Origin of the sequence: Montanilutibacter psychrotolerans (assembly GCF_003719825.1) — a bacterium.
Classification (GTDB): domain Bacteria; phylum Pseudomonadota; class Gammaproteobacteria; order Xanthomonadales; family Xanthomonadaceae; genus Montanilutibacter; species Montanilutibacter psychrotolerans.
This window is the reverse complement of record NZ_RIBS01000005.1, coordinates 1-24,117: the sequence shown is the minus strand read 5'-3', so window position 1 is coordinate 24,117 and position 24,117 is coordinate 1. Positions and strand designations below refer to the sequence as shown.

Here is a 24,117-nt window from a genome sequence, read left to right as displayed (position 1 = left end):
TGGTCACTCTAGCATCGCCCCCAACCGCGCCGGTTCTACGGCATCGGACCGGCCCGGATGCGCTTGACCGTGGCACTGGCCGGGCTGCAATGCCCGATGCCCGGGCCTGTATCCTGATCTGCTATCCGTTGCGTCCGGGGCTGTCCAAAGCGCCCCTTCCGATCGTCCAGGAGTTCGTCCCCCATGTCGCAGTATTCCGGTCCCCTGCTCACCCGTGACCTCGCCCAGGCGCTGCTGGCCGCGCGCGATGCCGGTGCCGGCACATGGACCGGCTCGCTCGACCTGGGACGATCGATCGCGGACGCGCAGCTGGAGTTGGACGCCTGGCAATGGCACAACCTGCGTTATCCGTACCCGGAAAAGCTGAAGGACCGCACGATCTACTACTGGGACGGCGATGAGTTCACGCCGGTGTCGCGCTTTTCGGGCTCGCTGATCAAGCTCGTGCCGACCGAATGGGGCGCTCCGACCTTCGAGATCGATGGCATCAAGATGCTGCCCACTTCGAAGGAGTCGCCCTTCGAGGATGCACGTCGCAAGGTGACGCTGGTCGAGCCGCACGGCAAGGTGATCCTCGACACGTGCGGCGGCCTGGGCTATTTCGCCGCCTGCTGTCTCGAGGCAGGCGTCGCGCGTATCCACTCGTTCGAGAAGAACGTCGACGTGCTGTGGCTGCGCACGCTCAACCCGTGGTCACCGGACCCCGACGCACCGGCCAATGGCGGTCGATTCCAGCTCACCCACGCCGACGTGTCGCAGGCGATCGCGCAGATCGGCGACGCCTCGGTAGACGCCTTGCTGCACGACCCGCCGCGCTTCGGCATCGCCGGCGAGCTCTACTCGCAGGTGTTCTACGATCAGCTGGCGCGCGTGCTTCGCCGGGGCGGACGACTGTTCCACTACACCGGCAGCCCGAACAAACTGACCAGCGGCCGCGACGTGCCGCGAGAGGTGGCGAAGCGACTGGAGAAGGCCGGGTTCAAGGCCCAGCTGGCACTGGACGGCGTGTTGGCGACGCGTCGCTGACGCGGCCCGCAGCCAGGGGCGCGGCACAACCGAAATCACCGCTATGCTGGGCCTCGGGGAACCTGGGGAGCCTGGCCATGACAGGCAATGCCAAGCGTGTGCTGATCCTGGGCCACGGCGCCATGGGCCGCGCGTTCGAGACACTGCTCGGCACGCGGCACCAGGTCACGATCTGGGACCGCGACCTGCAGACCGGCGTGGAGACCCAGCCGCTGGAGGAAGCGGCGCTGGATTGTGAGGTGGTGCTGTTCGCCTTGCCTACCAACCCCCATGACGAGCTTGCCCGCCGCCTGGCGCCATGCCTTGCGGGTGGCACCATCTGCCTCTCCATCGGCAAGGGCCTGGATGAGCAGGGCCGGACGCCGGCGCAGATCTTCCAGCAGCACTTCGGATCGCGCGTTGGCTGGGCGCTGCTGTATGGCCCGATGCTGGCCCGCGAACTCCAGGCCGGACGGGGCGGATTCGCTGTCGCCGCCAGTTCGCAACCGGCGGTCGGACCGCAGCTCGACGATCTGTTCGACGGCACGCCGCTGCGTTTCGACCACAGCGGCGACGTTCAAGGCGCTGCCTGGGCGGCCATTCTCAAAAACGTGTACGTCCCCTTGATCGGTGCGACCGATGCCCTGGCCATGGGAGACAACCTGCGTGGCTTCCTGTTGACCGAGGCGACGCGCGAGTTGGCGGGCATCATCGAGGCGATGGGTGGGCAAGCCGAAACCGCCCACACCGTCGCCGGCCTCGGCGATCTGGTGACATCGGCCACCAGCGCGTCGTCCCACCACCGCCGCATCGGCGCGGAGCTGACCGCCGGTCGCAGCGGGGAACTGGCCGCCTCGGGCGCCAACATCCGCAGCGAAGGCGTGCACACCCTGGCGATGGTGCGCACGCACCGGCTGTTCGCGTGGGAGCAATTTGCGCTGTTCGCGCTCGTCTGCCGCTTCTTCGACAATCCGGCGCAACTGGAGCCGGATCTGCGCGCCTACCTCGATGGACGCTTTGATCGCCGGGGCCATTGCGGTCCATGACAGGTGGTCGGGAGCGTGCTTCCCGCTACTGCCTCTTCGCCTTCGCCGCCGGTGGTTTCTCCGACCAGGCTTGCGCGCTTCTGCGTCTTCAGGTCATAGGCGCACTCCTCACCCCCGGAAAAGGTCTGCTTCGAGGTCAGCACGTAGACCGGCCGCGTGTAGCGCGGCATCACCGCGCTGGACGTCCAGAACTGGCGCATCTGATTGTCGGCGGGCCTGTCGTTGCGGATGGCTTCATCGTGATCCTTCCATTTCGATGGGGCGGCGTGGGCCGCAGTCTTCTACCAACGCGGCACCTACTAACGCGGCATCTACTAACGCGGCATCTACTAACGCGTTAGTAGTTGTTGGCAAAAAACGCGCACGCCATCAGATGGCAGCTGTAGGTCAGCGGCAGCTTGAGATCGGGATAGGCGAAGGTGTCCGAGAACGAGGCAACGCTGACCGACTGGGGTTCGTTGCCGCAATCCAGGCGTGCCAGGGCCACCTCCGACGCCTGTGCGCGGATACCCGGTATCGGTGACATTCCCGCCGCTGCGAGCAGTGTGCGCGCGAGCCACGTTGCGATGGGCATGAGGGTCTCCCGTTGGGTCCGTGGATGGTTGTCACGTCGTGGCCGCGACGTCACGCCGGCAGTGTCCACGCAGCAAATCGCGCTGCACGTGCGCCGCATGTGCGCCGCAAGTGCGCCTTGGGATCGCGCTCCACGTTCGTACGTTTGCGACGACGAGGAGAAAGTCGACTCCCCTCTCCCCCTTTTGCCGACCGTCTTTTTCCCCTGTGGGAAATGACAGTTCGCGCGGCCGGCACATCCGCGGATGCTGCGCTGCCGCATCGGCACGACGAGTGGATGCATCGCCGTCGTGCGCCAGTCGGCCGCGGCACTCGAAACGCTGCTGCAGCGATCCGCAGACGACAAACGGCATGCCTGCCCAGCTCCGGCTAGCGCCTCGGACCCTGGCCGCTTTCACGCCTATCGCCCCGCGGCTTCCCCCACACCGGTCGCGGCATCCGCCTGCGCGCACGATTGACTTTTCGGCACGCGGGAGGACAGTGTGGCCACGCGGCGATGCGCGACGGTTCGCGCGGAAGCACGCAACGGGAAAGGACTCCCCACATGCGCGATCACGCCATCGCCGGCTTCTGTCGCAACGACAGACACCACGCCCACGGCGCATCCGGACGCATCCCCCCATTTTCCGACGACGACCACGCGCGAGGCGCGGCCGCGCGCGCCACGCGCACGCCCTTCCTCCAGCCACGGGAATCGCCATGACCCGCACCAGCACCTCGAAGAAGCCCGCGCACACGCCCGCGGCGCCGGCGGCCTCCACCTTCACCGTCGCCGATTACCTGCTCACACGTCTGAAGCAGCTCAACGTCACCGACGTGTTCCAGATTCCCGGCGACTACGTGAAGCATTTCACGCAGGCGCTGGAGTACTTCGACGGTGTCAACACGATCGGCGCGATCAACGAGCTGGACGCCTCCTACGCCGCCGATGCGTACGCGCGCACGCGCGGCCTGGCGGCGGTCTCGCTGCAGTTCGGAGTGAGCACCTACAGCGCGCTCAACGCCATCGCCGGCGCCTGGGTCGAACGCAGCCCGATCGTGGTGATCAGCGCCACGCCCGGCGCCGACATGCGCGACATCACCGACATGTACGACGTGCTGTTCCACCATTCAACCGGTGACCTGGATTCGGACCGCAAGATCTTCGAGTACGTCACCGTCAAGGCGATCACGCTCAGCACCAATGTCGGGGCCGCCGAACAGATCGACGAGCTGCTGACCGACGCGATCACCCATCGGCGTCCGGTCTACATCGCCTGCTACAAGGAAGTCTGGGGCCAGCCCTGCCCTCGCCCGTCACGTACGCCGCTGAAACCCCGCGTCGTCCACAGCCCGGTGCTGGCGCTGCAGAACGCGGTCGACCAGGCCTGGACGCAGATCACCGCTGCAAAGAATCCGTTGATCTTCGCCGGCGTGGAGATCCTGCGCTTCGGCCTGTCCGACCTCCTGCAGAAGATCATCGACGCCAGCGGCTTCCTGTACACCACCACCACGCTCGGCAAGACCGTGCTGGACGAGAAGGGCGACAAGTTCATCGGCACCTACTCCGACGCGGCGTCAATCGAATCGGTGCGGGCGATCGTGCAGGCCTCCGACTGCGTGCTGACGCTCGGCGCGATCATCACCGACGACTATCTGGCCTTCATCGAGAGCAAGTACTCCGACATGGTGCTGGCCGATACCGATGGAGTCCGCGCCGGATACTTCAAGTACGGCGACGTGACCATGCAGGACTTCATGGAAGCGCTGCTGGTGAAGTTCAAGAAGAACAAGTCCTATCCGATCAAGGCGAAGGCACCTTCGCAGCCGAAGTATCCCGAGCCGTGGACGGCCAACTCCGACCCGGTCTACGACGCCAAGCCGCAGGTCATCACCTACAACCGGTTCTTCCAGCACACGATGAAATTCCTGCAGGACCGCAACCTGCTGAAGGACATCGTGATGACGTATGGCGTCAGTTCGTCGATGTACGTCGCCACCAACGCCTATGGCCTGTCGCAGGGCAGCTTCGTCTCGTCGGCGGCGTGGCAATGCATCGGCTTCGAGACCGGGGCTGCCTGCGGCGCGCAACTGGGCAGCGGCAAACGAGCGTGGACGGTCGCAGGCGACGGCGGCTTCATGATGGTCTGCCAGTCGCTGTCCACGCTGGCCCGCAACAAGCTCAACGCCGTGATCTTCGTCATGAGCAACCAGGTCTACGCGATCGAACAGGTGTACGTGGACATGAGTTCGTTCCTGCCCGGCCCCAAGCACACCTTTGACGCCTTCGACATCCTGCCCAAGTGGGATTACCTCGCACTGGCCAAGGCCTTTGGCGCGGAAGGCATGCGGGTGGAGACGGTGGACGAGCTGAAAGCCGCCCTGCCGCGCATCGCGGGCATCAAGAACAAACCCGTTCTAGTCGAAGTGGTGATTCCGCAGAAGGACCTGCCTGGTCAGATGTATCGCCTCGGCAGCGAATAGACCGCACCTCCCACCATCCATTGCGAGGCCTCCGACCATGACTCAGAAGATCTACTCCATCTTCGGCGCCGGCGCCGCCGGACTCTACACCGCATGGCGATTGCTGGACGGCAAAAGCAAGAAGACCAAGTTCGCTTCCAGGCAGCTGAAGAAGGGCGACGTACTGGAGCTGTACGACTGGGGCCGCTACGACTTCACCAAGGCCAATCCCGGCAGCCGCGCGGCCGGCGGACGCGTGTGCACGTGGCACTACAAGAACGACAAGACCGACTCGTTCGTCGAGCTGGGCGGCATGCGCTATTCGCACTGGAACAAGCTGCCGACAGCGGAATTCCCGGACCCGAACAACGGCCTCGCCCCGGGCCACCGCGTGGTCACGACGGTCATCTCGGAACTCGGCCTGGACAAGTGCTCGGTGCCGTTCAACGTCACCGACAACCAGCTCTTCTACCTGCGCTCGCGCAACTTCTATCTCAACGGCATCAGCTCGAACACCCCGGCGCCGTACGCGGTGAACGACTTCGGTGCGTCCACCACGCCGGATCAGGGCTTCACCACCGTCCAGGACCTGGCGACGACCAAGCCGTGGGAGGACTTCACCCGTCGCGACTGGTGCCGCTTCTACCAGAACGGCAGGATCACCGCGCAGCTGCCGCAGTCCAGCGTCTTCCAGCAGGGCGATCTGCTCAAGGATATCGGCTACTGGAACCTGCTCTACGATCAGCTCGGGTCGGAAGGCTATGACTACGCCGCCGATGGCAACGGCTACAGCTCCAACGTCATCAACACCCACTCCGGCGTCTCGTTCAACATCAACAACGAGTTCACACCCGGCAGCCAGTACCGCACGCTGTCGATCGGCTACTCGGGGATGTTCAACGCGCTCTTCGACGAGGTCGTGAAGCTGGCCAAGGCGCGTGGCGTTGAGTTCCGCTATCACCCCGACACCCGCCTGCATTCGATCCTGTGGAAGAAGGACAAGGCGATCTTCACCTACGCCAGGCGCGACAACCCCAACATCGCCGCCGGCACGCGCGAGGCCGATGCAGCCTGGCTGGCGATGCCGCGCGCGGCGATCGACCTGGTGGCGCAGGCCACGCGCTTCCGAAATCCCGCGCGGGGCGAGGTGGACGTGCTCAACCACGAGAAGGTGAATCTCTACCTTGAGTCCACGATCATGCAGCCGTCGTACAAGGTCGGCATGTTCTTCGACCAGCCGTGGTGGGCGCCCGACATCGACAGCCCGGCACCCTACCCCGCGCAGATCGTCGGCTACACCCTCACGCCCGACACCATCAAGACGCTGCGCGAACAGAAGTTCCCCGCCGCCGCGCTGAAGGCGATGCTGACGCTGATCGACGTGCCCTACAACTCGGCGGCGGACCTGGTGCTGGCCATCGAGAACATCACCGAGCAGGCCCTGACCATCGCGCAGACCAAGCAGCTGACCACCGCGGCGCGCAACGATTCCATCGGGCCGAGCGTGACCAACTCGCCCATCCGCATGGTGGTGTACTTCGGCAACAACGCGACCCAGCAGAAGAAGACGCCCATCTACGGCATCCTTGCCAGCTACGACGACGAAGACAACACCGCGTTCTGGCAGGAGCTCGAACTCGGCCCGAAGCACCAGCGCCACATCCCGATCTCGCAGGACACGCAGCCCCTCGAGGGCCCGCGCGTGGTGCCCGGTCGCATGGTGAAGATGCTTCGCAAGATGCTGGCCGAGCTGCACTTCGGCCCGAACTCCGACTACAGCGCCGTGCCCGAGCCGCTGGAAGCGGCGTACATGGACTGGTCGCTGCCGCCGTTCAACGCCGGCTATCACGAATGGGCACCGCACTACGACATCGGCGACGTGCAGCGAAAGATCCGCAAGCCATCGCAACTGATCGAAGGCGCGGACGCCGACATCTTCATCGTCGGCGAGGCCTACTCGAACGACCAGGCGTGGGTGGAAGGCGCCTACTGCACATCGGAGTCGGTACTGAACGACTTCTTTGGCATCGAGCCGATCATCGACGACCGGCAGTACCCCTTCATCTGTCCGGAGGAGTACGCCGGCGTCGCAGCCAAGACCGCGGCCGGAAAGCAGCTGGAGGGAGAAAAGCCACGGGTCCGGGAAGAAGAATCCGAACTGACCTGAGCCACAGCCTTTCGCGCCCCAACCCGGCGCGCAGCGGCGAAGTGCAAAGCGCTTCGCCGCGACCGCGCTTTTCGGGGTCGCCTCGGGATGGCCTTCGAGCGACTCCATAGCGTTCTTCAATCAACACGCACCAGGCCCCGCATCGCGGGGCCTCCTTCGCCCGGGGCACGGAACCTGTTCGTGCCGTACCGGCCGCTACCCGATCTCGTTGCGGGCTTTCCAGCAAGAACACTCAGACGCGTCCCATCGGATGCGCTTCGGCAGATGCGATCCAGCAGGTGTGATTCACCAGGTGCGACAAGCGCATTGATCTGACGGTGCCTACCCATCCGCCCAGGGGTTCCGGGGCGTTGCGGGAGGCACCGCCGCTCCTGCACGGCAAGAGAACGAAACAGTGTTCGCGAAGGACCCCTCGTCAGCCACGCTGACCCACACAAGGAAGGAATGCCGCCATGACGCACCCTGACTTCGACGTACTTGACCAGATCGAGGACATCGGCGAAGTACACGCCGATCCTGTCGACTTCGACGTGCTTGCCCACATCGAGGGCACCGGCGACGTGCACGCCGGCCCGGGCGATTACGCCGGTACACGCGGGAAGAAGAAGTTCATGGAAGGTTTCGCCGTGACGTTCAAGTCGCGGATAGAGGGAGTCGGCTTGCGCTACCGCGCGCACCTCACGGGATCGGGCGATACCGCGTGGGTCAAGGACGGCTCCTACGTTGGCACGCGCGGATCGCGAAAGGCCGTCGAGGGATTCTCGATCGAGTTGAGCGGCCCTCAGCTCGCCCGCTACGACGTCCTCTACATGACGCACGTCCGCGACAGCGGCGACTCCGCATGGGTGTCCAACGGCGCCTACTGCGGCACGCGCCTGGAGAACCGCCCTGTCGAAGGGCTGGCGGTGAAGATCGTCGCCCGCGTCCCGCAGTACGTCACGCTCATCTCAAAGGCGGCTTCGGGTAGTGGAAAGTCGCTCGTGATCACCGCACCGCTCGATGGGACCTCCGTGCGGGTGTCGGCGCCAACCGGCAGCGACCTTCAGCTCTGGGATCGACGTCCGGTGAAAGGTGGCCAGGGGTTCGTGCTGATCAACAAGGCGCGACCCGGACTGTGCATTGCGCGCGGGCCCGGACAACCAACCGAGCTCAAGGACGTCGCTCTGATCGATACCGACGACACCTGCGTCTGGCGCGACGACAACGTTCCCGGCCCGTTCAACGCCATCAACTCGTGGACCCACTGGGAACTCAAGCTCAACATGGCGGGGAATCCGCCCTACGCGGACAAGGACAATCAACTCATCGTCTTTCCCTGGGCACGCGGCGCCGCCAACGAACTGTGGCGGCAGAACAAGCTGACCTACGACCTGGTTGCCGGCAGCGATGACCAGGCGCTCAACACCGTCTCGCAGGCGATCTATCGCGGCTGCTATCCGAGGGTGTTCAAGGGCTCGCTCGCCGTCGGCCGCAGCGGGATCGTGACAGTGGGCTATGACATCCTGGACGCGCCCGTATTCAACCTGACGCCATCGACGTTGTTCGAAGAACACGTCCGCGAACAGATGACCGCACTATTCAACAACACCGGGCTGCCCTACAGCGCGAGTGCCATCGACGGGGTGGCCACCACGATCAGCGTCGGTATCGCCGGACTCACATTGTCCGTCGAAGGCGACAAGCCGGTGTCGGTAAAAGCCTCCCTGCAGATTGCTGCCGGCATCCAGTTCAACTCCGATAGCAGCCTGTCGCTGGAACTCAAACTCGGCGCACTCGACATACCCGGACACCCTGATCTGGCCAAGCTGCTTGACGAAGTGTTCGTGCCGCTGCTGCTGGCGGTGCTCAACAAGACGATCCTCAGCCAGATCGCCATTCCGGCCATCGACCTGCTTGGCATCAAGTTCTCGACGCCGGTCCTGGGGTCGCGATACCCGCATGTACTGGCGGCAACCAGCAAGGTGCCCGATGCCACCTTGTTGCCGCCGCCGACGTCGTGGCCGAGGGGCAAGGTGTTCGCGGGCGCGGACGAAACCGTGCTCAATTCGGTCTCCGCCGCGGCCTTGTCCTCGGTGAGGGTGTCTGACGACTGGCGTTACAGCATCGACATCTGGCTTTGCGACGTGAAGCTGGATGCCCACTACGACATCCATTTCAGCAATCCCAAGTTCACCGTGACGCCCAAGAGCGGAAATACCTACAAGGTCGCCATCGACCTTGGGGGCTATGCCAGGTTCAACGCAAAGTGCGGATTCATCGATGCAACACCGGGTGCTGGTGCCAATGGCACGGTCGAAGCCACAGCAGCGGTTTCGGTCAGCCACGACAACAAGGTCATGCTGACCTTCAAATCGCTGGACCACATCTCGCTGCGCTGGAACTTCAATGGCCTGCCGTCCTGGATGGACGCCGTTCTCAGCGAGATCCTGGGTGCCTTCGATCCTGTCGTCATGGCGTCCATCACCGCGGCGTTGGGCGGCCACACGTTCGAGGTGTACACCCTCCCCACCATCGACGCCACGATTGCCGGCACCACGTTCGAGATCCGCCTGAAGGACCTCGAGCTGGATTCCAAGGCCGATGGCGCGCAGAAGGCGCTGTTGCTGGTTACCGGGGCCGCGGATGTTCGCGTCAAGGCCTGATGTCGTGCCTTGCAATGCGGCGAATCGGTAAGTAGCGCCGCGCGCAAGCAGGCTCTCGGCCGGTGCTCCCACTGTCGGCCACCTGCACCGCGATGCCCGGCCTCCCGCCGGGCATCGCGGCTAACGCGCGGCTCCACATACGTACGCGCGAACGGAACGACACCGCGTCGGCTATCGCGTGCTGCCTCCAACGCTCTGGCCGGAATCGGAAGACTCGAGCGCGTTCGCGCGCGGCAGCGCCCGGTCGCCCTCCACGAACGTGTACGTATTGGGCGGGTCGTTCAGAACGAGCGCACGCGCGCCGTCGACCTGCGTCAGGGTGAACTGGAATCCCGCCACGCTGGGTGAGATCGACTCGAGCACTTGCCCTTCGTCGCTGGGTGGCGTCATGGCGACCTCGGTCCGCCAGCCGTCGAAATCGAACCAGGTTTTCGGGCCGTCCCTGACGATCCGGATCGTCCCAAGCACCGGGTGGACGTAGGCGGGTGCCAGTCGTTCCAGCGTCGTCGAATCCAGTGGGACACGGAGCTGGGCGCGTTGTTCGGCGCGTTCCTGCATCAGGGTCGCCGGCAGCGCCTTCAGCGTCGTCACCGCGTTCCGATCGATGTCGAAGAGGATCTCCAGGAATCGATCCGCCAGCAGGCCGCGCAGATGCACGCCCACGTCGGCGTTCATCAGCAACACATAGCCGGCGTTGTTCTCCGGGAGCCAGTAGACCTCTGCCTGATAGCCGGCCATGCTGCCCCCGTGAAACACCTGCTGGATCCCCAGCCTTCGGTCCGCCTTCAGGCCCATCCCGTACCACTGGTCCACGCCGCCTCGCGCCACCTGGCCCTTCTGGCGCTCCAGCAGTGCCGCCTCACCGATGTAGCGTCCGCCATCGGGAAGCCGCCCCGAGGACAGCTCCATCTGCAGGTACCGCGTCATGTCGTTGATGTTGCTCCACGCGCCGCCATCGGGACGCATCGGGATCGACATCCGGTTGTACCCCATGGACGAGACCACCGTGTCGCCATCGATCGTCGTCCCGTGCGGCAAGGCAACGTTTCCCTTCAGCGCCACGTCGTAGTCGAACGTCGTCGATGCCATGCCCAGCGGATCGAACACCAGCGCCTGCATCGCGCGGTCGTAGGCGGCGCCCAAGGGCAATCCGGCGTGCGACACCTGACCGCCGAGATAGCCACCCGCAGCGGCCATCAGGTTGGAGTACTGGTACAGCTCTCCCGTCCTGGCCGTCGGCGCCACACCTCCCAGGACACCAAGCACGTCTTCGGGTGTCATCTCGTCGCCGAAGAGAACCCATTCCATGTCCTGCGGGGGAATTCCCGTACACGCGCAAAGCATGTGCCTGACACGGATTCGTTTTGTCAGCTCCGCGTCGCCGACCTTGAAAGACGGGAGCACCTGCACGGCAGGCGTATCCCAATCGAGCCTGCCCATGTCGACCAGCTTGGCCAGCATGAGCGACGTCAACGGCTTGGTGACCGACGCCGTCAGGAAGCGCGTCGATGCGTCCACCTTTTCATCACTGCCGACTTGCCTGATGCCCAGTCCACCGGCGTACTTCACTTCGCCGCGCTGCACGACGCCCAGGGCCAGGCCCGGGATATCCAGGCTGATGCGGGCTTCCTCCACGAACTGCACGAGCGCGGCGATGCGCGCGGGATCCAGATCCCGGGCCTGCCTGCCCACCAGCGTCTCGGGGACGTAGTTCTTCGCCCGGATACTCGACAGCAGGCGCGTGACCTGGGCTTCGCGCCGCTGCATCACCGCCGCCGGGAGATCCATGATCACCACGACCCACGCACTGCCTTCGTGCAGAACCTGCGCGCGCAGGATGCGGCCTGGCGCTTCGGCGCTCGCGTAGTCGTAGGTCTGGACGAGCAACCACCCGTTGCGTGACGGCCTCGCCCGGGAGCCGCGTAACGTCGGTTGGGCATCGGATCGATACCGCTTCCACGCCAGCGCGACAGCGTCGTCGGCCGTCCGGGCGTCGACTTCCACGATCGCCATCCGGGCATCGTCTTCTGGCTTGCTCATGAAGATCGCCGAACCGCTGGCTTCCGTGGTCCAGCCGGCTAGTGTCGTGTACTGGACTCCCGAAGGTGTCCGTTGCCACGCCTCTTCCTGAAGCGGTGCCGACTGCAGCCCGAGGGCGGGAGCGGCACCATCGAAGGCAACGGCACTGCCTGTTTGAAGCAAAAGGAACCCCAGGGCGGCCAAGGGCCACCAATCGCGTCGTTTCATCGTTGAATCGCCTTACGTTTGAGGGCTGGAGGTACAGCTGGGTGTCGGTGCCTTCTCTCGCGTCCGCAGTTCCCCCGCACTTGCCTACCGCTTACGGGTAGCCCAGCGCCTTCTGTGCGGAATTGAACTTCGTTTCGGCTTGCGCCGCCGCCGTGCGAAAGCGGGACTCGGCCGTGGAGGACGCCTGCTGATAGTCCCGGTTCAATCGCGCAGCGCGCCTGTCGCGCTCGCCGGAATCCGGAATATCGCCAAGTGCGGTCAAGTCCCGGGTGTAGGCATCCGAGAGGTGCTGAAGGGTTCGGGTGTGGTGGTCATGCAGGTCGTAGAGCAATCGGGTGTAGCCATCGTGCAGCGCCGTGATGGCATCGACTTCCGACTGCGGCGGCTGTCCTGCGATCGCCACGACCGGGCGACGCATTGCGATGCGTGGTGCTGCACTGTCGGCCGCGATGCACAGCACTGCGAGGAGCGCGCCCACGGACAGATGGGTCGCCGTGGTCGCCCGCCCGGAGGCGGGCCGCTCCTCGATGATCGCGTCGATCCTCTGATCCAGCGTCGTCAACGACGCGGTAGCGCACAGCGCTTGCGCATTGTTGCGCGGCCGCGTCGACACCAGGCGCTCGACCGATACAAGCAGCGCTTCCGCGTAATCGACGGACGAGCCGTACACGCGCGATGCCCCGATATCGCAGGCGATTTCGCGGGCGGAATCGAGCGCGGCGCCCATCAGGCGAACGGCGGGGCTCCACCACAACACCGCCTCCGCCATCCTCTGCAGCAGGAGGACAGGCAGGTCTTTCCGGTGGATATGCAAGGTCTCGTGCAGCAGCACCGCCCGCAGCGAATCGGCCGGCAACGAGTCGACCAGTGCGCGAGGCACCACGATCTTCGGCCGAATGATTCCGACGACGGCAGGCCCGAACGTTGGCGATACGTGGACATGGATGCCTGCGGGGATCACCTGGTGGTAGGTCTCCTCAAGCGCAGTTGAGCGGCGCGACGCCGCCAGGATCCGTCGCACGCTGGCATGCGCAACCGCCAGTCGCCCAAGGCCCCACGCGGCCCCTGCCAGCCATAGCAAGACGGTCAGCGCGGCCAATTCGGAGCTGACCGCCATGGTGCCTTGGCGCTGGTCCTGCTCGGAATCCGGAAACGCGGACGCCTTGTTTGCGGGGGGATTCGCGTCTGCAACGTCCCACTGCCCAGTCTGGGCGAGCGTGTGGCGGGCGACATCGTGTTGGGTCGATGACAACGCGAGCGCGGGGCCAATGATGACGAACGCGATCGCCACGAGCAGAAGCGTCGCGCGCTTTTCCGGAGCAACCGTCTTTACCCGCATCACGGCGTAGACAACGGGTGCGATGACGACGCTGACCAGCAGATGCTCGATCGCGTAGTTCAGCAGCCAGTCCCACAGGCCATCCATCATGCCTTCCCCTTGCTCCTGGCGACTCGGATCTTTTCGCGCAGCGCGTCGATCTTTCCTGGATCCACGTCGTGGTTCTCGATCAGGTGCAACGCGAGCATTTCCGGCGATCCGTCAAACAGCTGGGTCATCAGATTGCTGAGGGCACGGTCCCTGACATCGGCCTTGGTCAGGGTGGGCCGATAGATGAAGGCGCGCCCCTCCTGCCGGAACGCCACGAGTTCCTTCTTGTGCAGGATGCCAAGCATCGTCAGCACAGTCGTGTAGGCAACAGGCTTGTGCTGTGCCAGGGCGTTGGCGACATCACGAACGGACGCTTCGCCCAGATCCCACAAGACTTCCAGGATGGCCTGCTCCGCATCGGTCACTGATTGAGCGGGGGGTCTGGCCATCCGGCGTTACCACTAGTTCCTTAGTTGTCGGCAGCCTATGCGGCCACTTCGGGGCTGTCAACTAGTTAATTAGTCGACGTGGCGAACCCGATCGGTTTGCCGAGCCAGGCCGCTGCGACGCGCGCGTACACGGCGACAGCACGGCGGCCCACGGATGCGCCAACCCCGCTCGCATGGCATTCGCGATGGCGATTTCGCCCGCTCCGGTCGACCTCGCGGGCACGGGAATGGCACCAGCCAAATCCAGGCAAGCGGCCCTTCCCGCACCGCGCAGGGCACGCTAGCGTGGCATGGGTCGAAGGAATCGAAGCCTCGGCGACCCGACACCTTGCCAACGGAGCACCCATGGACGAGTCCCCTGCGCAGCCCCTGCCCGCCTCGCGGCGAACTGCCATCGTCGATGTCCTGCGCGGATGGGCATTGCTGGGCGTGACGCTCGGAAACGTCGTGTCGTTCCACCAGTTGGGTGCTGACCCGGAACGCACTACGGACGCGCTGACGTCCGCCCTGCAGTTCGTCTCGCAGTACCTGTTTGCCGCAAAGTCCTGGACGTTGCTCAGTGTCCTGTTCGGCTACGGCTTCAGCGTGCTGATCGAGAACATCGCCAGCAAGACCGGCAAGCCGGCCGTGTTCTTCCTCAGGCGGATGGCCTGGCTGCTGGCGTTGGCGTTGGTGAACTGCCTGTTCTTCTACGGCGACATTCTCAAGGACTATGCGCTGCTGGGCATGCTCCTGCTCGCGTTTGCCCGATGCTCGTCGCAAACACTGTTTCGCATCGGCCTGGTGCTGCTGCTGGCCGCTCCGTTCGTCTCGGCCTATGCCCGCGGCATGGGATACGACTTCGACGCGCGCATCGATGCCCTGTTGCCCGCCTTCCTCAGCGATCGCTGGATGGACGTCTTCCGATTCAATCTGGAAGCCACCTGGCTGCTGGCCTTCTTCAATCCGCAGTACGCCATCACGGTGCACGTCGTCATGTTCGCGTGCATGCTGCTGGGTGTGACGGCGCACCGCTCCGGCGTCCTCCAGCGCCTGGGTACCGAGCCGGCCCTGGCCAGGCGCTTGTGTCTGGCGAGTCTTGCGTTGGCGGTGACCTTCAACATGGCGCTTTGGTACCTGACCCAGGTCAAGGCGCCGGTCCTGACCTACTTCCGGTTCGGCTACTGGGGCGTCATGTGCTCGATGCTCGCCATCGCCGCGGGTCTGTGCTGGCTGTACGGCACGGGGCGGATGGGGCGCCTGGTGAAGCCGTTGCAGGCCATGGGCCGGATGACACTGACAAACTACATGGCGCAGTGCCTGATGCTGGCCGTGGTGTTTTCCGGCGCCGGATTGGGGATCTTCAACACCCAGCATTACGGGTTCTACGTGCTCCTGGCCATCGGCACGTACGTACTCCAGGTGTTCGCGAGCCAATGGTGGCTGGCGCGTTTCGCCTACGGCCCCGTTGAATGGCTGTGGCGACGGTTGTCGTACGGCGTGGCGGTGCAGCCCATGGCGGCAGCCCGGCACGCTGCAGCGGAGCGCGCGGGTTCGTAGCAGCGTGTGGGCTGATCGGGACCGTCCACGCGAAGCGGTGTCGCAGGTACCATCCACCGCGCGTGTTCCAGACAGCGCCTCGAATCGACATTTCGTGCTGACGCGGCTCGCACCCACGCGTTCACATCGTCGTCTCTCCTACCCCACTGAGCGCTGCCCGACACCGCATGCCTGCATTGCCCGCCCACGGCGCCTGGACCGGTACGCTGCTGCTCGGTGAGCATGTGGCGGTGCTGCAAGGCCAGGCCGGCGGCAGTCTCCGGCATGCGCACTACGCGCACCAGTTGCTGCTCAGCGAGGGCGCGCCGTGGCTGGTGGAGATCGACGGGAAACGACGTCAGGGCCAGCGCCTGTGGCTGCCGTCGTTCCAGCCGCATGCCGTGCTTGCCGCGCCGGCCGAGGGTTGCACGGTGTACCTCGAACCCAGCCACGCCGACGTCGAGGCGGTGTTGCGGCAATTGCCGCAGCTGCCGGCCCGGCTGCCAGCGCTGCAGCCGCTGTTGCCTGGCCTTTGCCGGGCGCAACCACTCGACCGGCGCCTGCAGATGGCCATCGCGGAGATCGGCGCGCGCCTGCCAGACAGCGTGGCCGCCGCCGACATTGCCCAAGCCGCGCACCTCTCGCCGAGCCAGCTCCACCGGCGTTTTCAGTCGGATCTCGCGGTAACCCTGCGCGGCTGGGTGCTGTGGCGGCGCCTGCATCACGCGCTGGTTCGCGTGCTGGCTGGCGACAGCCTCACCGCCAGCGCGCACGCCGCCGGTTTCGCCGACCTGGCCCATCTTTCCCGCAGCCTGCGGCGCATGTTCGGCATCCGCGCCTCGCAACTGCGTGGCCTGCAGTTGCAGTACTAGCGCACGCGGACCTGCGCGAGCTCCGGCGGCAACGCCGGCACATCGCGATGTGGCAAGTCGCGGAACGGCGCCAACAGCTGGCCGGCATAATCGCGCGGGTAGTCGGGCTGGCTGCCGATGCCCAGGTCGCGGCCGGTCAGGCGATAGCCGGGCGCATCGAAGGCGGTCCCGAGCAGGTGGTCCCAGACGGTGAAAAACAGGCCGAAGTTGACGTCCCCGGCGGTGCCGTAACGCAGGTGATGAAAGCGATGCCGCGGCGCCCACGCCATCACCCGACCCAGCACGCCCGGCCGCATGTCGACGTTGGAATGCTGCAGCAACAGCTGGATCGCGATGGCGAACGCCAGCACCGCCGCCACCGAACCGGGCATGCCCAGCAGCAGCAACGGCATCACCCCGAACACTGCTTCGATGGCCTGGTGCAGCGGGTGCTTCATCAGTCCGTTGAAACCGTACATGCGGGTGACGCTGTGGTGCACGGCATGCAAACGCCAAAGCCACGCGACGCGATGGCTCGCGTAGTGCGCGACGGTGAGGCCGAGATCGGCGCCGACGATGGCCAGCAGCAGTTGCGCCGCGAACGGCCACTGGGTCGGCCACCACTGCCACGGCACCCACGACGCCAACAACGGCACCATCCCGATGGAGATCAGGTTCAAGCTTTCGTTGACCAACGCGTGCAACACATCGCGGCCGCCGTCACCGTGACTTTGGTTGAACCGCGGGTCGTATGGCCAACGACGTTCGGCAAGGAAGGACAGCAGCACCGCCAGACCCAACCCTGGCAGCAACCACAACGCATTGCCGTGATGGTGGCCCACCCACCACGCCGCAGCGCCAACGAATCCGATCAGGAAAAAGGGGGCATACGCGCGCAACATCCAGTGCTTCATCGTCCGTCCTGGCAACAAGGGCCCGCATGCTCGCGCCCTTGCCACCCCCGCGGCTTGAACAAACCACGCATCCTGTCCGGCACTCAGCCATCCGGGTGCGCGCGCCCGGAGACGTCGGCGAGGATGTCCGCCCGCATCGCGTCTACGACGAACCGCCGTTCACCGGATCAGACCCCGCTCGGCTTGGTCGACTAATTCAAGTAGCCGGCGATGAGACGCGTCGCCTCCTCGATGAGCGCTTCAACCGCTTCGTCGGAGAGCTTTTGCGCGCTGTGCAGCACCGCCGTGTGGGCAAGCGCTTCGATCGATGTCACGCAGACGAATGCCGCAAGCTCCAGGTCGACCGCACGGATTTCATCGCGGTGGCCTTCGAGATAGGCCCGGAAGAGCGCGTAGTTTTCGCGATTGAAGCCCTCCACGTTTTCAAGGCGTCCCGTCCGCGGAATCTGTTCGGCGAGGACACGATGCAGCTTCGGGTCGATGCGGTGCGCCTGGATGGCCACGGCAACCATGGCGCGTACCGCCTTCTCCAGCGGCAGCGCGGCGACATCCGCAAACGCGCCTCGGACGAACTGCATGATGTCCCGATTGTGGCGATCGACGACGGCGACAACGAGCGCCTCCTTGCTGGGAAAGTACTGGTAGAGCGAGCCAACGCTCACGCCTGCCACTTCCGCGATCCGGTTGGTGCTGGCCCGGTCGAAACCCTCCTTCACCAGAATGCGAGCGGTCGCACCAACCAGTGCATCGACTGTCGCTCGGGATCTCTCCTGGGAAGCGCTTTTCCTGGGTTTTGTAAGCGGCTTTCGCGCCATGCCATGCGTTCCGAATGCGAGTAGGAAATACGAGCGATCGCTCACATCCTATCCCTGGAGCGCGACGAATGCGCAGCGCCATTGCTCGCCGGCACCGCCGGCCGCACACGAACCCAATGAGGATGCAGCCATGAACGTGCAAGACATGACCGTCGCAGCGCAGGTTGGAAGCGACCGGAGAACCCCGCCGGAGCTGCACACGACCAGTGCCGGACCAAGCTGGCAAAGCCGTTGCATCAACGCCCTGTTGCGGCTGCTTCCGATCAAGAAGCAGACGGCGTCCGCAGCCGCCGTGCAAGCGCACGTGCGCAAACTGGCATTGCGGCCAGCGCCGCATGTACCGACTGGACTCGGACGCGGCGTCCAGGTGACGCGCAACAACGCGGCGGGCTGGCCCGTCTACCGAACCGCGCCGTCTGCAAGACCGGACACAGGCAACTACGTGGTGTTCCTGCATGGCGGGGGCTTCATCAACGAGATCGTGCGCGCCCACTGGCGCTTCATCGGGTACCTGACCCGGAATGCCGGCGTCCGTTGTGTCGTTCCCATTTTTCCATTGGCCCCGGCCGCAACCGCAAGGGACCTGGTACCGGGCACGGGCGAGCTGTTGCGAAGACTTCTGGAAGAGGCTGGCCCGGCGAAGGTCACCGTGGTCGGCAATTCGGCGGGGGCCGGCTTGGGGCTGGCGGCATCGCAATGGCTGAGAGACTCCGGGTATCGGCAACCCGACGGGCTGGTGCTGATCTCGCCCGCGGTGGATGCTGCACTCGGCCGTCCGGAGCACATGGCAATCGCGGCTCGCGACCCCACGCAGGACATTCCGGGCTGCATCGAGGCGGCGCGCCTGTATGCCGGCAACCTGGATGTCGCCCATCCGTATGTCAGCCCGTTGAACGGGGGCTTCCGCGGGCTACCGCCGATGCTCGCATTCACCGGCACGTACGACATTCTCCATCCCGACAGCATCGAGCTGGCCGCCAAGGCGCGAGCGGTCGGTACGCCGATCGAGCTTCATCTGGGGCAAGGCCAGCCACACAACTATCCGCTGCTGCCGACGCCGGAAGGCCGACAGGCGCGGGAGAGAATCCTGCGCGCCCTCGCCACGGGACTGAGGTAGTCGGTGCCAGATCGGATCGTCGCAGCCGTCGCGTCCGAGTGCCCACGACGGTCACCCACTCGACAGCAGCTGCAGCGCCAGCCATGCCGGCACGCCGATGTAGAACGCCAGTCGGCCCAACCATTCCAGGGCGTCCCGCGCGGCCGGCGCGACGCGCGGTCGCAGCATCTGGACCAACAGGCTTCCGCCCTCGATCGGTATCCGCAGCGCAGCGGCGAACAACATGAGACCGATTGACCACGACGCCCACCAGATCAGCAATCCGGTGAAGTACGCGACGGGGCCGTAGGTGACGTACTCGCCGAAGGGACCGCCAAAGGCAATGACCTGGTGCAGGCGGAACGCCACCAGCGCGGGCAGCAGCGGGAACAGCACGAACTTCACCAGGCCGCGATCGAAACGGGGCTTTGCCGCCACCGAACGCGCCTCTGCAAACTCGGCAAGTACCGTGTCGAAACGACGTTCGGCGCGTACCGGTGCGCCCGCGGCGGTCAGCGCGCGCCACAACGCCTGCGGACGCGCCATCGCCAGGCCGTGGGGCCAGCGTCGCCCGGAGGTCAACTGCAGGTCGACGCCGGTGCCCGGCAAGGCAAGCCGCCACGGCCGGAATCCGTCGATCGATGTCACCGGAATCTCGATCCGCTGGCGGCGCTGGTCCAGCACCAAGGTCGCGCCTTCCACGCGTGCCTGCGCCTTGAGCGCGTGCTCGATTGCCCACGCGATGGCGACGGGCGCCATCACCGCGACGACAAACAACCGAAGTTGCGACAGCGACTGCACCTGCAGACCAACACGCAGCCACATGTCCATCGCCAGCCACAACAGGCCCGCCCCCGCGCACAGGCGCATCGCCGCAACGACGGCGCGCGCCGCGGGCGTCATCACCACAACATCGAATGCGATGGGCCCGTCGGCAAGCGGGTCGTCGGCCCGGTGCCCGGACCGTGCCTGCAGTGCGCGCCAGCCGGTCAGTGCCGCCAGCGCCATCAGGAACAACCCGCCAGCACGGCCCACCCAGTCGCCCCAGCGCACCATCAGCGTGGCCGGCGGATTGCGCGCACTGACGAACGCGGTCAGCACCGCCTGATCGCCCGTGGCCACGTTCGCCAGCACGTCGCCGGTGTCGTCGATGATCGCGCTGAGCCCGTTGGTGGTGACGCGAACCTGCGGCAGCCGCGTTTCAATGCTGCGGAACGCGGCCACCGCCAGGTGCAGGCGTGCGCCGATCGGATGGGCGGTGAACCACGAGTCGTTGGACATGCCGACGATTGCCTGCGCTTCCAGGCGCGCGCCGCCGATGGCCAGGTCGGGGCGAACGTCGTCGAGGCAGATCAGCGGCACCACGTTGACCTGGCGACCATCCGCGCTACGCAACGGGATCACGCGAGCGCCGTTGCCCGGCCGCCACGTACCTGCCCACGGCAGCAAGCGCCGCAGCCACGGCCCATCGAGCCAGCCAGGCACGTACTCGGTCAACGGAAAAGGGTGGGTCTTGCGATACGTGCCGAGCACCCCCCCGCCCGGCTCGAGGAACACGGCGGCGTTGTACTCGCCGTCGGCATCGCGATCGTAGGTGCCGAACACCAGCGGCACGCCGGCGGCATCGACGAAGCCCTGGATCTCGCGGTCGAGTGCCGCGCCGTCCTCGCTGCGTGGGCTGCCGAATGTCGTCGGGTACACCGTCTCCGACCACAGCAGCACGTCCGCGCCGTGATCGCGCAGCGCCGACCAGGACAACGCGTAATGCGTATCCAGCACATGCCGCACCACGCCGTATGCGCCCATCTCCCGACGCAGCCGCTCGTAGTCGGTGATGCTTGCCTGCACCATGGCGATGCGCAGCGTGGGTGCGTCGTTGTCCGGCGGTGCCCGCAACTGGGAGGAGCGGACGACGCCGTAGCCGGCCATGCCCGCGATGATCGCAGCACCGAGCGCAAGCGGCCGCAGCAACACGCGCGCGCCATCGCGGCGACGCGAGATCGCCGCCGCCACGGCCTCGTTGACCAGCAGCAGCAGGAAGGTAATGCCCGCCGCGCCACCGACATCGGCCACCTGCCGCAAGATCGCAGACGGAAACAGCCCGTGGCCTATCGTGTCGCCCAGCAGCTTGGGCACCAACCATTCGCACGCCACCCACGCGCAAGCACCTGCCAGTGCGCGCAGCACCGGCCCGTGGCGGCTGCCAACCAGATGACGCACCAGGGCGAACGCGATCAGTTGCGGCTGCATCAACGGTGCCAGGGCGATCAGCATCAGCGTCGCCGGCACGGCACCGATTCCGATAAAGGCACCGATGGCGACGCCGAACCAACCGAACACCGCGGCCACGAAGGCCAGGCTCATCACAGCGCCAGCCAGCGCGGCACGCGCCGGTGTGCGCGCGGAATCGAGCACCAGCAACCAGGGCACCAGTGCGACGAAGCCGAGCCCCCAGGCAAGGCCGCCGCGGACGTAGATGGCAAGCAACAGGGAGGAGGCGAGAAGGCCGGCGACGCCTTGCCAACGCACGCCGCGCCATTGGAGTTCGAACAACCGGTCCCTGATCAAATCAACGAACTCCTGGTCTCGTGGAAATGCTTAGCGCACACGGACCCGTCGTAGCTGCAGACCGGGCGGTGCGAGTTCAGGTGGCACGACGCGATTGGCCGGCAACGGGATCGCGCGGCCTTGCGCGTCGTACAGGGTGAAGTCGGGCGAGAACATCAGGATCGGCTCGATCGGCACGCCCCCGTCGGTCACCTGGTGGTGGCGGACGTAGCCTTGGGGCAGATCGAAGTCGTCCGGCACCGCCAATCCTTCCAACGGCGGGCTGGTCCCGGGCGGATTGAAGGCGCCCAGGCCGGTGCGCACCCCGGCGTGCTGCAGCGCCTCGATCACCTCGGCGCCAGTCGGCTCCGGATCGCCGGGACGGAAGTGGGCGGCGAGGTCGTTGGGGTCGTTGCCGGGCGGCGGCGACGCATCGCGCGAGGCTCCCGGCGCAACGCCCGGCCGGTTGTCGCCCTCGATGGGTGCCGGGTTTCTCTCAACCGGCATGCCCGTCGCGACCGCTTCGGGCGCGGTGCGGGGATCCAGCACCCACCACACGCCCCCCGTCGCCACCAACACCGCTGCTACCGCGAGCCACAACCGCGTGCCGTGCCGCGCGCTGCCAGGCTTGGGAGAAACGCGCACTCCCCCGTCGTCCGAACCGGACGACGGGGTACGTGGACGGCGGCTCTCTGCCACGGCTCACTCCTACCGGCCGATCAGGGGCTGGTCGGGTTGTAGACCGACAGTGCCCAGCCCATGCGCTCGTGCCCGTAGTTGTGCCAGATCGGGTTACGGCCGTTGGTGAAGGCGGTGTAGCGCGGGGCGCCTGTTCCCGTCGAGCCGCCCCAGATGCCAGCCGAGACGGTGCCGCTGGTGTAGGTGGGATGGGTGTCGTCGGACTGGATGTAGTCGAAGCTGCTGGAGGACGTGACGAACTTGGTGTTGGCATCACGCAGCGTGCTGCGCAGCGTCACTGTCGTGCGGTTGATGTAGCTGGCCTCGCTTTCGCCCGACACATGGCGCAGTGCGTCGGAATCGATCAGGCCGTCGCTGTTGCTGTCGTAATCGGCGCCCATGTACTGCGCGAAGCTGTCGGCACACTGGAAGCCCTTCTGGCGCGCGTACTCGCACATCCAGTAGTTCATTTTCGCCATCGCCGGAAGGAAGCGATCGCGCAGGTTCACCGTCTGTCCCGTGCCTGCATCCGTGCACGAGCTCTGGACGTTGTCGGCGTTGTAGCCCGGGTAATAGAGGTTGGAGATGACCTTGAGGCGCGTGCCCGCGTACGCGTTGGCATTGATGTAGTCCATCGCCGCCGACACGTACGTCTTGCAGGAATTGATCGCCGAATCGAGCCCGCTGTAATCGCAGGTGCCGGTCTGCGACTTGAAGGCCGACCGCGCCTGCAAGCCGTCGTTGCCGCACATCTCGAACGTCACCACCCGGGTGGAGGAGGCCTGCATGTAGGAGCGCTCGGCGACGATCTTGTTCTCGTACACATCGCGCGCAACCGCACCGGACTTGGCACGGCGCACGCTTTCGATGTCGGCGTTCCAGCGCGCCGAGAGGTACTCCGCGTCCACGGTTGGCGCCGAATACTTGGCGGCGTTGCTGATCGAACCGTTGTAGCCGGCGAAGATGGAATCGCCGTAAGCGACGACGCGGTATTTGGCGCTGGTTCCAGAACGGTCGATGGTCCACGACACGTTCTGGTTAAGCGTGTTGGCCAGCGCCGGCGCCGACAACACCAGCAGCGCAACGGCGGGCAGCCAACGCCCGGAAAGACTACGGAACACACTGATCATCCTGATCCCCTTCGGCATGGTGTGCGCGGCGGATGAAGTTCCGCTCGCGTCCGACGAAAAACGACGAAAAACCACCTGCACGACCGGGACGCCCTGAACCGCCAGGGGTCCCTCCCCTGTCATCGCTGACCGGACGCTAGCGTACGGTTCGAGAGGGCGCAATCTGCGCTGCAGCAGCGGCGACCGCCGCGCGGGACACGACTCGGCCTCGCGAGGGACGCGAAGCGTCTACTGCGTAGGATGGGTTGAGCGAAGCGATACCCATCAACCCGGGTGGTGGGAGCGAAGACAGTCGTAGGGCGCATTAGCCGAAGGCGTAATGCGCCGAACGGGACACGCGACGGAGACCCACCTCGACATCAACGCATCCGGCGCAATGCCCTTCGGTTTTTGCGCCCTACGAGATCTCTCGGAATTGCGGCTGGCGCAATGGCCGCCATGGCGCGCGATGGGTATCGCTGCGCTCAACCCATCCTACGGGGACTACGCGGCTGCCCGCGCACCAAGTCGTAGATACCGTCTTGGCCGTCAACTGCCGGGCAAGTAGTTTGGATCGAACGGCCGGCCGGATTTCACCACGCCAAAGATCAGGTGCAACAGCTTGCGCATGGCGGCGCCGATCTGCTGC

At 65.7% G+C, this 24,117-nt stretch carries 18 protein-coding genes; 8 read left to right on the top strand and 10 right to left on the bottom strand.

Annotated elements, in window-relative coordinates; genetic code table 11:
* The first annotated feature begins 183 nt into the window (after positions 1 to 183).
* Both EER27_RS11205 and EER27_RS11200 read left to right on the top strand, forming a co-directional pair.
* Positions 184 to 1,026: a class I SAM-dependent methyltransferase gene (locus tag EER27_RS11205; RefSeq protein WP_123088212.1), complete on the top strand. Its 843-nt coding sequence runs from the start codon at positions 184 to 186 to the stop codon at positions 1,024 to 1,026.
* Between the two features lie 77 nt (positions 1,027 to 1,103).
* Positions 1,104 to 2,051, top strand: a complete 948-nt coding sequence (locus EER27_RS11200) for a hypothetical protein (protein WP_123088211.1) — start codon at positions 1,104 to 1,106, stop codon at positions 2,049 to 2,051.
* Here the strand turns inward: EER27_RS11200 and EER27_RS17610 are convergent.
* A complete protein-coding gene (locus EER27_RS17610) occupies positions 2,006 to 2,281 on the bottom strand; it encodes a S41 family peptidase (RefSeq protein WP_223807318.1) in 276 nt (91 codons plus the stop codon). The genes EER27_RS11200 and EER27_RS17610 overlap by 46 nt on opposite strands.
* Before the next feature lie 107 nt (positions 2,282 to 2,388).
* Complete coding sequence (locus EER27_RS11190; RefSeq protein ID WP_123088209.1) at positions 2,389 to 2,625, bottom strand: hypothetical protein; 237 nt, start codon at positions 2,623 to 2,625, stop codon at positions 2,389 to 2,391.
* A gap of 698 nt (positions 2,626 to 3,323) precedes the next feature.
* On the opposite strand from EER27_RS11190, the gene EER27_RS11185 reads away from it, so the two are divergent.
* The 3 genes from EER27_RS11185 (at position 3,324) to EER27_RS11175 (ending at position 9,875) form a co-directional block, all read left to right on the top strand.
* Positions 3,324 to 5,087, top strand: coding sequence for an alpha-keto acid decarboxylase family protein (locus tag EER27_RS11185; RefSeq protein ID WP_123088208.1), 1,764 nt, complete (start codon positions 3,324 to 3,326; stop codon positions 5,085 to 5,087).
* 37 nt (positions 5,088 to 5,124) lie between these two features.
* Positions 5,125 to 7,233 (top strand): FAD-dependent oxidoreductase, encoded by a 2,109-nt coding sequence (locus tag EER27_RS11180; RefSeq protein WP_223807294.1) that lies wholly within the window; start codon positions 5,125 to 5,127, stop codon positions 7,231 to 7,233.
* Positions 7,234 to 7,685: 452 nt separating this feature from the next.
* Complete coding sequence (locus EER27_RS11175; protein WP_123088207.1) at positions 7,686 to 9,875, top strand: hypothetical protein; 2,190 nt, start codon at positions 7,686 to 7,688, stop codon at positions 9,873 to 9,875.
* A 171-nt stretch (positions 9,876 to 10,046) separates the two neighbouring features.
* Here the strand turns inward: EER27_RS11175 and EER27_RS11170 are convergent, their stop codons facing one another.
* The 3 genes from EER27_RS11170 to EER27_RS11160 form a co-directional block, all read right to left on the bottom strand.
* Positions 10,047 to 12,122: a serine hydrolase domain-containing protein gene (locus tag EER27_RS11170; protein WP_123088206.1), complete on the bottom strand. Its 2,076-nt coding sequence runs from the start codon at positions 12,120 to 12,122 to the stop codon at positions 10,047 to 10,049.
* A 91-nt stretch (positions 12,123 to 12,213) separates the two neighbouring features.
* On the bottom strand, positions 12,214 to 13,551 hold the full coding sequence (locus tag EER27_RS11165; protein ID WP_123088205.1) for a M56 family metallopeptidase: 1,338 nt from the start codon (positions 13,549 to 13,551) through the stop codon (positions 12,214 to 12,216).
* The gene (locus tag EER27_RS11160) at positions 13,548 to 13,916 is read right to left on the bottom strand and encodes a BlaI/MecI/CopY family transcriptional regulator (protein ID WP_223807293.1); all 369 of its coding nucleotides are present in this window, start codon (positions 13,914 to 13,916) and stop codon (positions 13,548 to 13,550) included. The genes EER27_RS11165 and EER27_RS11160 overlap by 4 nt, the downstream gene beginning before the upstream one ends.
* Positions 13,917 to 14,285: 369 nt before the next feature.
* Here EER27_RS11160 and EER27_RS11155 point away from each other — a divergent pair, with 369 nt between their 5' ends.
* Both EER27_RS11155 and EER27_RS11150 read left to right on the top strand, forming a co-directional pair.
* Positions 14,286 to 15,479 carry a DUF418 domain-containing protein gene (locus EER27_RS11155; protein ID WP_123088203.1) on the top strand — a complete coding sequence of 398 codons (1,194 nt, stop codon included), beginning with the start codon at positions 14,286 to 14,288 and terminating at the stop codon, positions 15,477 to 15,479.
* Between the two features lie 167 nt (positions 15,480 to 15,646).
* Positions 15,647 to 16,330 (top strand): helix-turn-helix transcriptional regulator, encoded by a 684-nt coding sequence (locus EER27_RS11150; RefSeq protein ID WP_123088202.1) that lies wholly within the window; start codon positions 15,647 to 15,649, stop codon positions 16,328 to 16,330.
* Here EER27_RS11150 and EER27_RS11145 read toward each other — a convergent pair.
* Together EER27_RS11145 and EER27_RS11140 are read right to left on the bottom strand one after the other, a co-directional pair.
* Positions 16,327 to 17,223 carry a sterol desaturase family protein gene (locus tag EER27_RS11145; protein WP_123088201.1) on the bottom strand — a complete coding sequence of 299 codons (897 nt, stop codon included), beginning with the start codon at positions 17,221 to 17,223 and terminating at the stop codon, positions 16,327 to 16,329. The two genes, EER27_RS11150 and EER27_RS11145, sit on opposite strands and share 4 nt — an antisense overlap.
* A gap of 191 nt (positions 17,224 to 17,414) precedes the next feature.
* Entirely contained in the window at positions 17,415 to 17,939 is a 525-nt protein-coding gene (locus EER27_RS11140) for a TetR/AcrR family transcriptional regulator (RefSeq protein ID WP_263316932.1), read from the bottom strand.
* 4 nt (positions 17,940 to 17,943) lie between these two features.
* On the opposite strand from EER27_RS11140, the gene EER27_RS11135 reads away from it, so the two are divergent.
* Positions 17,944 to 19,155, top strand: coding sequence for an alpha/beta hydrolase (locus EER27_RS11135; RefSeq protein ID WP_223807292.1), 1,212 nt, complete (start codon positions 17,944 to 17,946; stop codon positions 19,153 to 19,155).
* Between the two features lie 51 nt (positions 19,156 to 19,206).
* On the opposite strand, the gene lnt is transcribed toward EER27_RS11135, so the two are convergent.
* The 3 genes from lnt to EER27_RS11120 all read right to left on the bottom strand — a co-directional run bounded on the left by lnt (position 19,207) and on the right by EER27_RS11120 (position 23,489).
* Positions 19,207 to 21,702, bottom strand: coding sequence for an apolipoprotein N-acyltransferase (gene lnt / locus EER27_RS11130; RefSeq protein WP_223807291.1), 2,496 nt, complete (start codon positions 21,700 to 21,702; stop codon positions 19,207 to 19,209).
* Positions 21,703 to 21,732: 30 nt separating this feature from the next.
* Entirely contained in the window at positions 21,733 to 22,326 is a 594-nt protein-coding gene (locus EER27_RS11125) for a hypothetical protein (RefSeq protein WP_148041005.1), read from the bottom strand.
* Positions 22,327 to 22,400: 74 nt separating this feature from the next.
* The gene (locus EER27_RS11120) at positions 22,401 to 23,489 is read right to left on the bottom strand and encodes an SGNH/GDSL hydrolase family protein (protein WP_123088197.1); all 1,089 of its coding nucleotides are present in this window, start codon (positions 23,487 to 23,489) and stop codon (positions 22,401 to 22,403) included.
* Positions 23,490 to 24,117: the final 628 nt, after the last annotated feature.